We start from the raw sequence: 15,688 nt of genomic DNA on the forward strand, positions 1-15,688 counted from the left end.
TCTAGGCTTGCTTGATGGATAAATTCTCTTCTTGCTGGAGCATGATTCCCTTAAGCTTTAGCAACTCATCATTGGAATAGGAAAAATAACAGAGCATAAAAGCGGTGGCCATGATTTCCCTGTAAAATGGTGCCCAGCCAAAAAATCCATATAATATGAAGGCCACCAAAACCCCCACAAAAGTGAGGTTCAAAATATCTGCCAACATTACTTTTGTTTTAATCACTTTAAGCCTTCCCAATATTTTTGACCTAAAAAAGGCTATCCAAAGCACAAACCCAATCACCCCGGTTTCGGTAAGCACAATCATGTGAATATTGTGAATAGGGTTGGTTGTCAAAAACTGAAGAATAAAAAGATCCTCCGTAATTCTCAGCACATGTCCCATGTAATAAACATGTGAGTTAATACCTACCCCAAACCATGGGGCATCCTTCCAGATTTTGTACCCCAGATACCAAGAGGACAATCTTACTTCTATCTGGCTATCAAAATCACTTCCAAAAAACAGGTCACTAAGAGGTGTGAGGTAAAGAATAAATAACATCATTGAAATCCCTACAAGTGTTATCGCTATATTTTTAAAAGAAAACACCTTCGATTTGCTAAAAAACGCTACCACCATAAATACCAAAACTAAAATGGAAGTCATATAGGTAGTTCTGGAGAATGTAAATACGATAATAAAAATATTGGCCAGTAAAATCGCTAGAGAAAGTTTCTTTCGATAATCATTCAGGTAGGAAGCAAAGAAAAACACCCCAACATAAAGACAATAGATTGCTAAGGGGCCAGGGTGACCAAAAATACCAATAGCCGATACATAGCCTTCCCGCTTTAAGGAAGACTCCATGGTAGCCTCTCCTTTAAATAGCGTAGCAAAATATTGGATATTCAAAATGGGATAAAACAAGGTAATGATGAACTGCAAAACAGTCACAAACAACAACCCAAAGTAAAGCCCTTTGAAAATAGTGGTCCGTTCAAAATTCGCTTTTAAATAGGCCAGAGAAAACAATAGTTGAGCAGCATAAAAAAGGAATATCCAGATAGATTGCGGAAAAGGGTTGATGGGATTTAATAAAGAAATCACCACAAACCCTATGATACACATAATCCAAAAGCTCCTTCCTTTTATTATTTTTGGAAGCTTATAATGTCCTAAAAACATACATAATGGTACTATTAGAAAAAAAGAGTTGATCCTAAAGCCATTTCCAAACTCTCCTAATTTATCCACTTCCATTTCCCCGAAATGAAAGTCCACAAAATAATTGTAGATCGAATAACTAAAATTAAAGGAAACTAGCATCACAAAAAGACTTACCAAGAATTGGTTGGATCGCTCTCCATTATAATTGTGATATGCCCATTTGATAATGCAAAAAAGGACAACAATGCCAGCTATGACGAATTTATTCATAAGTACCTAGCTAAGAAATAGTTTGGATTACAGGTAACTTAGTTTGAAGTCAGCTATTTTTTGATGGATTTTAGCGTCTATTTCACTTATCTTGACATCCTCAGAAAGATAGAAGAGGTCAATATCCTTTAGCTTCTTGACTACATCTTTTCCTACTTTTCCCTTTGGCAAATACTCCAAAGACAAAAAGTTATTGGTAATCATCTTGGTCAATTTGTTGATAGGTCCCTTTTGGTAAAATGGAATGTAAGTGGATTGAGGGAATGGAATATCAATGGACATCAACCAATCTGTCCATTTAAAATCTGAAATTCGTCCACCTTCAGTGTATGGAGTTGATAGAATGAATCTATGCCATGGCACCCTAAGTGTATCTGCCATAATAGCTCCATGCATGGCCTCCGTAATCAAGCATTCCGATGCCGCTATTTCCTTTAAGGTAAACTCTACCCCTTCTTCCGAATGAGGAGAAATGTAATGATAGCCCAGTTGATCACATATTTTCTTCCAATCAAAAAAATCTGTCGAATGAAAATATGGCATCAAACTGACTTTGTATTTTTTGGGCTGCTGACGAATCTCCTCAAAATCAACCAATTGCCTGATCGCATATGCGGCATCGGTGATATAATCATCTTTCCTGTTAAGCTCTCCCGAAGAAAGAGGACCTCTTAAAAACATGACATCCCAACTCTCATCGAGTTTCAGTTTGGCATATACTTTAGAGGGCTTTACTCCGGTCCCAAAAACCACTTTTTTGCGATCAATATCTAGCCCTTTTACCACATGGCTGTCATTGTGTAACAAGGAGCCAATACCAACAAAATAAAAGCCATTGCCAGCCCCAGAACCATTGGTTCCAAATAATTTAGGCCATAACCAGCCATTAAGGTCATCTCCAAAATTTCCTTTTTTGGATTTGTAGTATAAATATTCCATCCTATTTTATTTAAAAACCAATTCCTTTTTTTTAATGAACTTATTTTTAACTTTCATCAATACTTTTGAAAGAATCTCTTTTTCATCTTCACATAATCCCCAATAAACTATGGCCAAGCAAGTCCCAACTATGGCCAGCGAGGTAGTGACCAAAAACCTAAAATTAAATTCCATTATTTGGACAGTGGTATAACATATTGCGATCAAGGTCAACAGGGGGACAATCTCCTTGCTAATTACTCGCTTAAAATATTTATTGACGGATAATCCAGCTATTCTATTCAAGAAATAAAGCCTTAAACAGCAAGCAACAAACTCAATAATGATATAGCCAACCAATACTGCATAAGCTTCAAAACCCAACATAAGCAGTGCATATGCTAAGGGAAGGTTCAAGATCAGGACCCCACCAACAACTGCTTGATATGTCTTGATTTTACCAGTAGCTTGTATGGCCGATTGAAGCCCAATTGTCAATTGATTGATAATGGAACCTACAAGCACCATCTGACAAAATACCGTCGCGTAATCCGGAACATCTTTTAACCAAACATTTAATATATTGTCCATTTCGAAAATAAAGGGGACAGCAACCATGCTCAGCAAGAAAAATCCAAACTTACTCGCAATCATGGAAAGTCTTAGCATCCGCTTTCGATCACCATTTCCTTCACTTTTCATGATCTGCGGATTGATAGATTTTAACATGGTGGATGACAAGAAGAGTAACTGACCTCCCACTTGATTGGCAATGGCATAAGCTGAGTTGATATAGGCCCCGAAAAAAAGGTTCAGAATAACAGCCAACCCTTGAGTTCTGCCTAGGCTGCACACAGACCCAAATAAATTCCAACTGGCATAAGCCCCCAATTCTTTAATTAAAGAACGATCTAATTTTTGCCGGTTATTCACTTTGCATTCATCATAAGCCTTGATACAAAAGGTGGCATATACAATAAAGCTTACACTACTGATACCTGCCATCAATAAACCATATACAACCAGCTTGTCCCCCTCAGTGGAATAGAGCAAAATGGCAATTCCTAATTTTAGTAACACTTCTAAGATGTTTACCAAAGCCACAAAAAGCATGTTTTCGTGAGCTACTAAGGAGCCATTATAGGGAACGGAAAGAATTAAGAAAAATACGTTCAATCCCATAAAATGGTAAACTGTTTTCGCTTGATCGATCTTTTCCAAAGGAATATTTAGAAAACCATCAAAAAGAAATAAACCCGCAAATTCCAACAAAATCAAAACAACCAGGCCTAATATCAAATGGAAAAACAAGCTGTTCCAAAAAATCTTGGCCTGCATAATCCTGTCTTTCATTCCTTGATAAAAGGAAAGGTAGCGCTGAGTGGATGTAGCCATGGCATTCTTTAAGAATGACAGCATCACGATAATACCCGCTATGAGGTTGAATATCCCATAGTCCACCGCTCCCAATGCATCCAGCACTATGCGTGTGGTAAACAGGGAAAGTCCTACGGTGATGAGGATTCTTCCATACTGGATACCTGTATTGAAAACTACCCTATTCGCTGCATTCATAAATAAACAGAAAAACCTGAATGATGATTAAAATACTAGTTGGGTTTATTGCTAATCTCATTCTATTCCTACATGACCAATTCTGGCCTGTCATGCTCCAAGCGCTGAAAAATTTCTTTTACTTCCTGGGAATTCTCTTTTTTGAGTACCAATACTGCATCTTCAGTTGAAATCAAGATTGTATTTTTGAGCCCGGTAAACTCAGTATGGGCATCCATGCCAATTGCCATATTTCCACAGTCATCCACAAAATGTCCCTTTTCCAGAAAGTAATCATAAATGGATTCAAAGGACCCCATGTCTGACCAGATAAAATCAGCAGGAATTACCTTAATCTTATTGGAGCGCTCCATCACCGCGTAATCCACTGAGATCGATGGGATTTTCATGCTCTCCGCAGACGGAAGAAAAACACCTTTTCGAAGCATAAAAGCGCCATAGGAATAGTCAAACAATAATGGCTCATATTTCCTTAGCTCATTGAGGAAGATGCCCGCCTTGAAACAAAACATTCCAGAATTCCAGAGGAAGCTTCCTGCTTCAATAAATGTTTTTGCCTTTTCAAAATCAGGCTTTTCGTGAAAAGCCAATACATCTTCTCCTTGGCTCTCAATGTAACCATATCCCGTTTCAGGCTTTGTAGGGTGCAAACCAAAGGTGACTATATTTCCTTTTTGCGCCAATTCCAGTGCATTTTGGACCGCTTGGGTATAACTGTCTCCCGCTTCAATCAAATGATCAGAGGGTGTAACAAAAAGCAAGTCATCCTCACCTGCATGAAAAGCTGCAAATGCAATGGCGGCAGCTGTATTCCGAGGAGCAGCCTCCACCAGCTGGTCATATGCCTTGAGGTTCAGTCCTTCCATGTCCTTATCTGAAAGCTTATAGTTGTCTTTATTGCCCACAACTAGAATGCTATCACATAAAGACTGATTTCTAAGAACTGTTTTCTGAAATAAGGTTTCACCTTCAAAAATTGGAAGGTACTGTTTTGGCCTACTCTTTCTGGAAAGTGGCCAAAGCCTGCTTCCTACTCCTCCTGAAAGGATTACATTGAGTACCTTACTCATACTGCTGTCATATTTAGAAGCTTATCAAAATAGTATATGGTTTCTGAAAGTCCATCCCTGAGCTTAACTCTTGGCTCCCAATCCAACTCTTTCTTAGCCATATTGATGATAGGTTGCCGCTGCATGGGATCATCCTGAGGTAGTGGCATGAACTTCAATTTGCTTTTGCTACCTACTAAATCCAAAATGATTTGGGCCAATTCAATCATGGTAAATTCTCCTGGATTACCAATATTTACCGGACCTGTAAACCCATCTCGTGAATTCATCAGCCTATACATTCCCTCAATCAAATCATCCACATAACAAAAGCTTCTGGTCTGCTGCCCATCTCCAAAAATGGTAATGTCATTCCCTTTCAATGCCTGTACAATAAAGTTACTAACCACTCTCCCATCACTGGGATGCATCCTAGGTCCATATGTATTGAAAATCCTCATCACTTTGATATCCACGTGATGTTGCCTGTGGTAGTCAAAAAACAAGGTTTCCGCACACCGCTTTCCTTCATCATAGCAGGCCCTGATCCCTGTAGTGTTGACACTTCCCTTATAACTCTCCGGTTGTGGATGTAGCTCAGGGTCACCATACACTTCTGAAGTGCTTGCCTGAAGGATCTTCACCTTCAAACGCTTGGCCAATCCCAACATATTGATAGCGCCGATCACCGAAGTTTTGGCTGTCTGAACTGGGTCAAATTGATAATGAACAGGGCTCGCAGGACAAGCTAAATTGTAAATTTCATCAACCTCGACATAAAGTGGAAAGGTGATGTCATGACGAAGAAACTCAAAGTTCTTTTCATCCAATAAATGATGGATATTTGACTTTCTACCAGTGAAGAGATTGTCTACGCAAAGCACTTCATTTCCTTCTTTCAATAGCCTGTCACAGAGATGGGAGCCCAAAAAGCCCGAACCTCCAGTTACTAGAATTCTTTTCATATTTGCTTCGATAATGATTAACTATAAGCTTTAACTGATCTTAAACTTTGACTCCTTAAAAGGATAGTCCACAGGTTCAAGTTTTGAATATCCCGTCTTCTCCCTGATTGCTTCTTTGGGAGTTCCACTAACTTTTACTGTTAACTTTGAAAATAGAACTGACCGAAAAACCTTCTGGTTGGATACAGCTTCGCCCGGTCAGTCCCATTTTTCAGACACTTAATCAAACACTTGTTATAAAAATATTTTATTTAATTATAGTATTAATTTAACTAAATAAAATTAGTTTTTTTATACTATTTCATAGTTTAATAATGAAATGTATAAAATTGATAACTAAATGATTTTAACCAAAAACATGAATAAAAAACCCTTAAACACGCGATTTTACTAGGTTGAAAATCTTCAATTTTAAGCCGGTTATTTTTGGGGAATCCTGTTTATATTTTCTAAAACAATTACTTCCAATGGGGCGACCGAGGCTCTATTCGGATGAAAAACAGCATTGTTTAATTACTTTCTACCTGCCAGTTTACCTAACCAATTGCTTTCTTGCTTTGCGTCTTCATGGTAGCCATATCCGTTATTATTGTAGCCATATCCATAAGAATACCCAAGTTCTCCCACGTCCAAATGAACATCATTCAATAAGGAGTATATCTTTTCCACTCCACCCTTTTCCACCAAAGCTTTCAACAGTTTTATATTGGCTTTAGGGCTGTAGTTTTGTCTAAACACAAAAATGTTAATATCTGCCAAGGCAAATAGCTCCTTGGTTTCCGAAACCAAACCTACAGGTGCGCAGTCAAGGATAACCACATCATAGTGGGTTTTTATATCCTTAATCATTTCTTTAAAATATCCTTGTGCCAACAGTTCTGCCGGATTCGGGGGGATCGGACCTGATAAAATAATGTCCAAATTATCGTAGCCTGAAGGTTTCACGACTTCTTTCCAAGGCTTACCCATACTCAAGCAGGTGCTGACTCCACGATCGTTGATCAAACCAAACTCCTCAGCAATCTTGGGCTTTCTGAGATCCAAACCGACCAACACTGTTTTCTTCCCCATTAATGCATACACTGATGCCATGTTGATTGAACAAAATGTTTTCCCCTCACCAGATATGGAGGATGTAAAAAGGATTGACAGTTTATCCGTGCCTGGGCTAAGAAATGTCATATCAGCTCTTAAGCTTCTAAAGCTTTCCGAAATTGCTGATTTTGGTTTGTTCATAACTGTTACTGCCCCAGATCCTTTGACAGGATTTCTTCCTACTAAGCCCAGAAGTGGGACTGGTAACTGATCTTCCAATTCTTTAGGGCCTTCTATCTTATTGTTTAAAAAGCTTCTGACGAATATGATACAAACGGGGAAGAGTATCCCCAGAAAAAGACCTATGACCAAATTGATTTTGGTTTTTGGCGCTATCGGTTTCTCTGCTGCCCTTGCCTTATCCAAAATTGAATTTTTTGGAGTATTGGAAGCCAAAATGATTTGTGACTCTGCCCTTTTTTGTAGCAAATAGAGGTAGATGTTTTCATTGACTGAAAACTTTCTCTGGATTCCCAAAAGATTTCTTTCAGTTTCAGGTAAAGAGTTGATTTCACGTTCGACTTTATCGATCCGGCTTTGGATTTCATCCAAAGAGTTCTCTGTATTGTGAATGGCTGATTTGGTATTTTCCAACACCGACTTCTGGGTACTGGCTATCTGACTTTTGATCTGCATTATGGCAGGTGTATCTTTAGAGTAATTGGCCTCTAGCCTCACTCTTTCTGTCTGCAACTCAGAAAGCTTAATTACCAAAGAATTCAAAAGTGGATCTGAGTTGCCCACTATTGAAGGAGCTACCAATCCCTCCGGGTTATCACCCGTCAAATATTCCTGTAGCGTTTCATAATAATTAAGCTGTAATTCGATTTCACTGCGCTTCTTTTCATAATCCTGAAGTCGCTCAAAAATCATTACCCCTTCTTCACTAAGATTAAACACTTGGTTTTGACTTCGGTATTCCTGAAGTCTGTTTTCAAAGTAAGTCAGTGAATCGGTGATACCATTTAATTGACTGTCAATAAACTTCAGTGTATTGGCTGTTGCTTTGTTTTTTTCCCTTAACTCTCGCTGCAGGTACAGCTCCATCAACTTATCAATGTAATCCTCACCAAGCTTTCTCACAGGTGTCTCCAGGCTAATCTGAAGGATACTTGCCATTTTGTTTGTGGGGGCCACATTGATGTTTTTCTGAACTTTTAGTACTTGGGAATGCGTATCAGAAAACTTAAAAAATATCTCGTCCCCCACTTCAGCAGACAAATCATTGACTTTGAACCCAAAGCATGGGCCACTGATGGTTTGACCGAAACGGTGCTTGCCCTCGATTCCAGAAAGTGGCTCTTCTACTTCAGCTTTAAAATAAGGGTCATTTGGGTTGTAGATCAAAAAACCTTCATCTTCTATGCTCAGTTCAAATTCTTTCTCACTGATAACCTCTATTCTAAACATTCCCCCCACAAGTTGCCGTGTTTCCCAGTCGGCAATGATGTCAAAAGGAACATTCCCATATCTAGGTAATTTTCTCAGGATTCCCTCTTCATAATAATTTGTATTGAGCTGCAAAGCTTCCACCACCTGCTCTGTAAGGGCATAAGAAGTCAATATGCCAATCTCATTCTCAATATTGTTTTTAGGTTGTAAAATACCTGCACTTTCGAAAATATCGGTTCCTAATGATTGTGACTCATCATCAACCAGAACTGACCCGGTTATTTTATAAACGGGCATCATCATTTTACTGACCAGATAGGCAATAATCAAAGCGGTAACAGCACAAGCCAGAATAACCCGCCAATGGCGTAAATAGCCAAGAAGCATTGTTTTCACATCTACTTCCTCTTCCTGTGTAAGCTCCGGTAGTTGGTTTATGGACGTATTTTTCGCTTTCATAATCACGGGTTAATTAAATAGATTAAGCACTAAAGCAACAGCCGTAATGGAGGTGGTTATTAGGGTTAAAGTCTGTGTAGCATTGACTCCTGACCCCAGTTCCCGAACTTTCATAGGTTCAGCATATAGCTGATCGTTTGGCTGAATGAAATAAAATGGTGATTCAATAAGGTGTCTGTCTGTCAGATTAATTCTGTGAAGCTTGCTCCCTTCAGGATATTGCCTGATCAGTAGTACTTCATTTCTTTTGGCCACAGTACTCAAGTCTCCAGCTTGGGCAATGGCTTCCAAAATGGTCATCCTATCCTGAAGTACAACGTATTTCCCTGGATGCCTAAATTCTCCGATGGCAGAAAACCTAATTCCACCCAGCTTGACCCGTACATAAAACTCACCGGATAAATAATCTTTCAATTTTACCTCCAGCTTCTTCCTCACATCTTCCACGGTAAGGTTCATCACGTTGACTTCCCCAACGATGGGAATCCTTACATTACCATTTACATCCACAGAATATCCTGACATATAATAAACATCCCCTCCCGAGGAGGCGATCTGCCCCATCATCATGCTACTTTGGGAGCTTGATGCGCTGTTATTGAATCCTGACTCAATAATATCATCTGGGGTCATTACTTGGATATCAATGATATCATTGTATTGTAGTCTGTACTCAGGTTGTTCGTACCGGATCATTGATTCTTCAGGGATGGCTTCATTTCCCTCCAGGTTCTGCAGGTAGATTAACTTCTTATTGGGAACACATGAAAATGCGGCCAAGCAAAAAATCAGTACTGAAAGCACAGTATTTAATCTAATGATTCTATTCATGGTAGTTGGTAAACTTAATAGGTTGATAAAGTTATGATCATGGTTACTTTTCAAATCTCCTTGTCAGTAGTGGGCTTGGTGCTGGTCACCCAATGGTGAAACTGCCAAAGAAAATGTCAAGTGGTGATCGTTTTGGGCTCGTTTGTATTAGAAAATTGGAACTAAAGATTCAAAAAGGGAAATTTTAAAAAGCATATGTTTTGTTTTGTAAATCAAAGGTATTTGACATTACAATTGGTATTTCCGACAATCTCCATAGAACCTCAAAAGCAAAAAACAGGGGACAAAACCATTATTTTTCTAAAAAAATCGTCAACATTAACTCTTGCTTGAGAAAAAAGACTTCAAAATTATTCTTTGTTTACAAAAACAATCAAATTAAAACGGATCAATTAATAATGAAATGTATTTTTTAACAATTCCACACTTCAAAAAGGCTTTAATTGAATAAAACACAAAGAGACACCCTTTCAGGTGTCTCTTTGTGTTTTTACAGGAAACTTATTATTAGCTTATCTTAACTTAGGCGCTTCCAAATACTCTGTCTTGCTACCATACGGCAATGTAACAGTAAACATAGTTCCATCTTTTTCACAACTTGTAAAGCCAATTTCTCCCCCCAGTCTATCCACAAACTCCTTTACAATATTCAGTCCCAATCCAGCCCCTCTAATATTGGAAGCATTTTTACCTCTAAAAAACGAACCAAAAATATACTTTTGGTCTTCTAAAGGAATTCCAATCCCAAAGTCACGTACCTCTATTTTGAATACCTCTTCCTCATATTTTAAACCCAATATGGGCCTTTCTGCTGTACTTTTGGAGTATTTAATGGCGTTTTCCAAAATATTCTTGACAATATATCCTAACCAAACAGGATCCGAATAAACTTGTCTTTCCTGAAGAGGAAAGTCCAAAACGATGTTAGCTTCATTATCCTCTAACTTAAAGTCATTTTCAATAATTTCCTTTAAGTAGGCTATAATATCAATATGTTCCTTTTTTATTTGGTCCTTCCCTGCTGTGTTCTTTTCTAAAATCAAAATATCATTGATTAACCTCATGAGTCGATTAATCTGATTGCTCATTTTCTGGGTATGGTTTTTCATTTTGTGCTTGATAGGCTCATCATCTTTAAAGCCATCAATCAATACCCCCATAAGCTCTGCACTGCTCAGCAAAGTGGTTAAAGGAGTCCTAAGTTCATGAGATGTCATTCTTATAAACCGAGATTTGAGCTGACTGAGCTCCCTTTCTTTATGCAAGTTTTTTCGTAAGGACATGAGGGCTGTTTCCCTTTCAGTAACATTTCTAAATGTTCCTAGAAAACCTACCATAGTTCCTGCATACCCCATATCTTTCAACAAAAACTCAAGAATAACTGTCCTCCTTCCATCTTTGTGCTTCACCTTTAGTACCTTTTCTGTCCCTACTTCTTGAAACACCTCCTTTTCGAAGTCAAAAAACTCCCATAACATCCTCCCCACGATATCATCAGGTTGGTACCCTATTACTTTCTCCACCGATGGCGACACATAGGTTACTTTTAAATCCGGAGAACATAGCATCAATATGTCCCCTGTATTTTCAGATAATATTTCATACATTGTTTCAGACTCCTCCCTCAAAAGGTCTGACTTGTACCTTTGTCGCGTATACCTGATGGCTTTGATAAAACTACCATAACCTTCGATAATTGGTTGGAGAAAAGTTACATCTTCCAAGTCATAAGGTTCTTTTCTATTGGCAAAGCCCATCAGTCCTACCATCTCCCCCTCCTTATATACAGGAATGCCCATAAACCTATTCATGTAAATATGTCCCATGGGAATTCCTCCACTTCGAGGATCTTTCTTTACTTCATTGGCAATTACATTCTCCCCAGTTTTAAGACATTCCCCAAAAAGTGTATCCAAATTTCTAAAATCCAATCCGCGATGATATTTGTTTCCGAACTTTTTGAGCATCTCATTTGACCAAGCAATTTCAGAAACAACATGGGTCTTTAAATATGGATCTCCATTTTCATCCTTAAATACCTCCCCAATAAAACCATACTCACTTCCAGTGATCTTAACTATGGCATCCAAAAGCTTCCTTAAGGTATTGTGGAAATTATCCTTTACAAAGAAACTAATTTGAGTTTCATTGACCGCTTTAAGCAATTGGTTAAGTTTTACAGCCTTTTTTTCAATATCCTTTCTCTTTTGAATGTCATGAACAGTTACCACCACACCTTTTACACCTCGAATATCCAAATGGCCCGCGTAGAGGCTGCACCACCTAAAACGCTCATCTCTTTCGTTCCAGATTCTTGCCTCCAAATTTTTGACATCTCTCTGGTGACTTACCAATTCATAAAAACTGTGAGCCTTATCTGGAAGATGAACCAAATCATTGATCTGCTTACCGCCGGCATCTCCTTTCAGCGTATAGGCTTCTAAAAAGCCATGGTTTGCATACACCACTTTTTGGCTTTCATGAGAAAACCAAAATGATGGGGATGGGAATCCGTTGAGTAAATCCTCTCCATCTTTAGCCGGACACACCTCATCTGAAACATGGTTTGGCTTTTTTTCTTCAAAGTTCTTTTCTTGAATGAGGGTTTTTCTTCTGGAAATAGCATGTAATAGAATTTTTAAACCTGCTACTTCTTCCAAACTAAAACTTCCATTCTCCTCCAACCTTCCCATCACAAGCCAACCATCGATATTCTCTAACTTTAAAGAAAATATCAATAAGGAGTTAAGCTGCTTTTCACCTATATGCAATTTCAAACCTGAACGGTATAATTGATCCAGAGAAGTATTTAAATGATCCTCTTTACCCATAAGATCAGTGAGTAAATTATGGTCCGTGATTATTTCTTGAATACTATCCTCATCTAAGAAATGAGCTATCTTTTCCGATTTTTCTGCTCCATCGGAAAATTCTTTTCTAACTAAAAAGATGTTATCAGCGACCTTGCTTTGGATCAACTTGGAGATAATATCACTGAACCCAAGCGATTGATTGGATTCATAATATTGGTGTAATATTTTGGAAACTAATTCAAAAATTCTGTTGCTATTCACTTCGGGTAACTTTTCGAATTCAACATTTTAAGTAAGAGTATTGAGAAATTGTGTTTCACAAACTATCTTAATTACTAATATAACTGGAAAATTAAAGTTTACACTTTAAATGTATCAACACATATTATATCTGCGGTAATTTCAAATGACTATACCTGTTTCTACAAGCTAACCTATATCCACATTCCATTGATATCTACCTTTAAGTACTTCATCTACAAATAACTATCCTGTCATCATTAATTTTACTATCCACACCCTAAAGTAAGGATTTTGCCCATATTTTTTAACTTCTTGTTTTCCTGAAAGTCTTCACCATTTTTACCCCGTCCAATAAGGGAACAAATATTGCAGTTCATCTATAAATCAGAACTATTCACTGACAATAATCTATAAAACACACCCATTTATTACCAATATTTTAACTCAAAAAATAAAATGCAGAAAGGAGTACCATTAATTTACATTTAACCACATAATATTTACGAATAATCACATTTTTAAATATTATCGCTTTATTTCATAATAACTATTAAATAACATTTAATATTTAACTATTAGAGAGCCACACTATGAACACCATAACCAACTATGCAATACACCTTTTTAGGGACTATTTTATTAAAAACACCCTCTCTATTTCTTAACAGAGATGGTACAACCGCACTACAAAAATTGTGGAAAAAATACTCACATTGAGGACTGTTTCATACCCAATTTTGACCCGGGCCTATTTTTAAATTTAAATATGCTCAACAATCCACTAAAAATCAGCAATTCACCCAAATAGTATTACCTGACTGATTATCGGCACATCATACCGATGTTAATTTTGAACCAACTGAATGATCCACAGATGCTGTTGGAAAGGGATAACCATTTGCTAGTCAGATGGAGTACATGTGCCCTTTGGCTAAATGGATCGAGCACCACACTATTTCACCACCATCACTATGAAGAAAATTTTAATAGTAGAAGACGAATTAGACCTAGCTGAAAACTTGGAAGAAATCCTTTCGGTAATCGGGTATAAAGTTTCAGCCATTATATCTGATGGAGATATGGTACTTGATTATTTGAAACGCTCCCAACCTGACCTCATCCTCATGGATGTTTTGATAGATGGAGAAATCGACGGAATTGACCTGGCAAAAAAAATCAAAGAGACTACACAAATACCTATCATATTTTTAACAGCCTATTCAGACAAAATGATCTTAGACAGGATATCCAAGGTCATTTATGAGGGTTATTTATTAAAACCTTTTCATATTGAGACCTTAAAAACATGCCTCTACCTTGCCTTTAAAAATGTAGAAACCCCCAGTCTCAAACCCAAACAGCACACACTGAAAATTAGAGACAAAGGCTTTATGGTTCCAGTCCCTGTAGAAGAAATCACCTTTCTTGAAGCTGATGGCTTATATACCAAAGTACATACTGTATCGAAACCTTACACGATAAGAGATATTTTGAAAGACGTTACTGAAAAGCTACCTCATGATTCTTTCTTGAGAATCCATAAATCATTTACCATTAACATTAACCATATCCATTCCTTTAACGCAAAGGAACTAACCGTAGGCCAACACATCATCCCCATGAGAAGAGGGTTTCTTAAAAAGCTAAAGGGAATCTTAGAAGATCGAAAAATCCTTTCGGTAAATTAAAAGGACAGCGGGATCAATAAAAGTTTTATTGATCCCGCTGTCCTTTATGATACTATACCTATTTATCACGAGTGAGTGCATTCGCCATTTTGAAATAGTCCTTATACCACTCCACAAACTTTTCCACCCCATGTCTCAAAGGAGTATTAGGGGAATAACCTGTATCAGAGGTTAAATCCGAGACATCTGCATAGGTAGAGACTACATCTCCAGCCTGCATTGGCATCATGACTTTATCAGCTTTTTTACCCATCGCTATCTCCAACTCGGTAATGTAATCCATCAAACGGACTGGTTTAGAGTTACCAATATTATAAACCTTATAAGGCGCATAAGAGCAACTGGTTTTTGGCTCCTTGTCCCATTCTGGACTCCCTTGTGAAGGCTGGTCAGCCACTCTAATAACCCCCTCCACTATATCGTCTACATAGGTAAAATCGCGCTCCATTTTTCCATGATTAAAGACTTTGATGGGCTGCCCCTTCTTGATCGCATCAGCAAAGAGAAACATGGCCATATCAGGTCTTCCCCACGGCCCATAAACGGTAAAAAACCTCAGCCCTGTAGTGGGAATGTGAAACAAATGGCTATAGGTGTGGGCCATCAGTTCATTGGATTTTTTGGTGGCCGCATACAAGCTTACCGGATGATCAACAGCATGCTCTGTCGAAAAAGGCATTGCTTTGTTCGCCCCATAGACGGAACTAGAGGAGGCATAAACCAAATGCTTTACGGGATAATGCCGACACCCCTCCAGTACATTCAAAAAACCTTGAATATTAGCCTGAATATAAGCATCAGGGCATTCTAAAGAATACCTCACCCCTGCTTGTGCGGCTAAATGAATTACTACATCCACTGAGGATTCCTCCATCAAGCTCATAAAAGCTTCCTTTTTCGAAAGGTCTAATTTTACAAAAGTATATAATGGACAAGTAGTAGATTGAACCTTTTTCTCCCACGCAAGTGCTTCAATAGGTATACCCGTAGCTCTTAGACGCGCGAGCTTTAGATTGACATCATAATAATCATTAATGGAGTCGACTCCAATCACCTCATCCCCTCTTTCCAATAGCTTTATGGCCACATGAAAGCCAATAAAGCCAGCTGTTCCTGTTACAAGATATCTCATTAAATTCAGTTATTTTTTACATCCCATTCTCAATGGCATTGAGAATGGGATTAAGATATTTTCCAAATGATATAATTCTTTTAAAAAAAAGTCCTTCAAAAATGA

At 38.0% G+C, this 15,688-nt stretch carries 10 protein-coding genes; 1 reads left to right on the top strand and 9 read right to left on the bottom strand.

All coding sequences use genetic code 11. The annotated features are described in order from the left end of the window. Position 1: 1 nt before the first annotated feature. The 8 genes from JL001_RS19830 to JL001_RS19865 all read right to left on the bottom strand — a co-directional run bounded on the left by JL001_RS19830 (position 2) and on the right by JL001_RS19865 (position 12,781). Positions 2–1,423 carry an O-antigen ligase gene (locus JL001_RS19830; RefSeq protein WP_200979290.1) on the bottom strand — a complete coding sequence of 474 codons (1,422 nt, stop codon included), beginning with the start codon at positions 1,421–1,423 and terminating at the stop codon, positions 2–4. A 27-nt stretch (positions 1,424–1,450) separates the two neighbouring features. After that, positions 1,451–2,362, bottom strand: a complete 912-nt coding sequence (locus tag JL001_RS19835) for a hypothetical protein (protein WP_200979291.1) — start codon at positions 2,360–2,362, stop codon at positions 1,451–1,453. A 6-nt stretch (positions 2,363–2,368) separates the two neighbouring features. Beyond that, positions 2,369–3,916 (bottom strand): hypothetical protein, encoded by a 1,548-nt coding sequence (locus JL001_RS19840; RefSeq protein ID WP_200979292.1) that lies wholly within the window; start codon positions 3,914–3,916, stop codon positions 2,369–2,371. Between the two features lie 68 nt (positions 3,917–3,984). Next, positions 3,985–4,986, bottom strand: a complete 1,002-nt coding sequence (locus tag JL001_RS19845; protein ID WP_200979293.1) for a mannose-1-phosphate guanylyltransferase — start codon at positions 4,984–4,986, stop codon at positions 3,985–3,987. Continuing rightward, positions 4,983–5,930 (bottom strand): UDP-glucuronic acid decarboxylase family protein, encoded by a 948-nt coding sequence (locus JL001_RS19850; protein ID WP_200979294.1) that lies wholly within the window; start codon positions 5,928–5,930, stop codon positions 4,983–4,985. Before JL001_RS19850 ends, JL001_RS19845 begins: the two co-directional genes overlap by 4 nt. 513 nt (positions 5,931–6,443) lie before the next feature. Continuing rightward, a complete protein-coding gene (locus JL001_RS19855) occupies positions 6,444–8,876 on the bottom strand; it encodes a polysaccharide biosynthesis tyrosine autokinase (RefSeq protein WP_200979295.1) in 2,433 nt (810 codons plus the stop codon). A 9-nt stretch (positions 8,877–8,885) separates the two neighbouring features. Further along, positions 8,886–9,707, bottom strand: a complete 822-nt coding sequence (locus tag JL001_RS19860; protein ID WP_200979298.1) for a polysaccharide biosynthesis/export family protein — start codon at positions 9,705–9,707, stop codon at positions 8,886–8,888. Between the two features lie 512 nt (positions 9,708–10,219). Further along, on the bottom strand, positions 10,220–12,781 hold the full coding sequence (locus JL001_RS19865) for an ATP-binding protein (RefSeq protein ID WP_200979300.1): 2,562 nt from the start codon (positions 12,779–12,781) through the stop codon (positions 10,220–10,222). Between the two features lie 953 nt (positions 12,782–13,734). On the opposite strand from JL001_RS19865, the gene JL001_RS19870 reads away from it, so the two are divergent. Further along, complete coding sequence (locus JL001_RS19870; RefSeq protein WP_200979302.1) at positions 13,735–14,451, top strand: LytTR family DNA-binding domain-containing protein; 717 nt, start codon at positions 13,735–13,737, stop codon at positions 14,449–14,451. Positions 14,452–14,509: 58 nt separating this feature from the next. Here the strand turns inward: JL001_RS19870 and JL001_RS19875 are convergent, their stop codons facing one another. Continuing rightward, a complete protein-coding gene (locus JL001_RS19875; RefSeq protein WP_200979304.1) occupies positions 14,510–15,583 on the bottom strand; it encodes an NAD-dependent epimerase in 1,074 nt (357 codons plus the stop codon). Positions 15,584–15,688 lie beyond the last annotated feature (105 nt).

Origin of the sequence: Echinicola sp. 20G (genome assembly GCF_015533855.1) — a bacterium.
Classification (GTDB): domain Bacteria; phylum Bacteroidota; class Bacteroidia; order Cytophagales; family Cyclobacteriaceae; genus Echinicola.